Genomic DNA, 462 nt, shown 5'->3' with positions numbered 1-462 from the left:
TTTCGGCGATCTACGGTAGGTCGTTTTTGGGGTCTGTGGAAGGGGTAGGTTTCTTTGGGTAGAAAGGGTGGGTGCAGGAAGACGAGGGCGAAGGAGCCCGATGAGCGGGGGAAGGCGGTCGCTTCACCTTGGGGATTAGGGGAGGTTTGTACGTTAGGGGTGAAATTTTTTTCATCCTTTGTAAGTGTCTAATTTAAGGGCAAGTGAAGGTAACTCAGGACGGGTGTGAATGAAATATTTCGCGGTATGATTTGGTTGGTATTTATATTTTGCTCTATCTTTGCAACCGCAAACGAGAAACGGCGACCCCGACGGAAAGCAAGCGAGCTGACTTGGGTCAAAAAGAAATCCTCGAGAGCGATGAACTTCTTTAAGAGCTAACCGCTCTTGATTAAGGCAACGGAAGGTGAACGCTTCGGCAGACCCTTCACTAGCGATCATTGACATACTTGATAAAAACAA

1 protein-coding gene is annotated in these 462 nt (G+C 47.8%); it reads right to left on the bottom strand.

Going from position 1 to position 462, the window contains the following annotated elements; translation table 11 throughout:
* Nucleotides 1-171: 171 nt before the first annotated feature.
* Nucleotides 172-462, bottom strand: a 291-nt coding sequence (locus tag HMPREF1556_RS08860) for a hypothetical protein (RefSeq protein WP_232299042.1), incomplete at its 5' end; no start/stop codon positions are given.

The sequence above is a fragment of the Porphyromonas sp. oral taxon 278 str. W7784 genome (genome assembly GCF_000467855.2).
GTDB lineage: Bacteria > Bacteroidota > Bacteroidia > Bacteroidales > Porphyromonadaceae > Porphyromonas.
The sequence above is the reverse complement of the archived record's forward strand: the minus strand, read 5'-3'. Positions and strand labels throughout refer to the sequence as shown.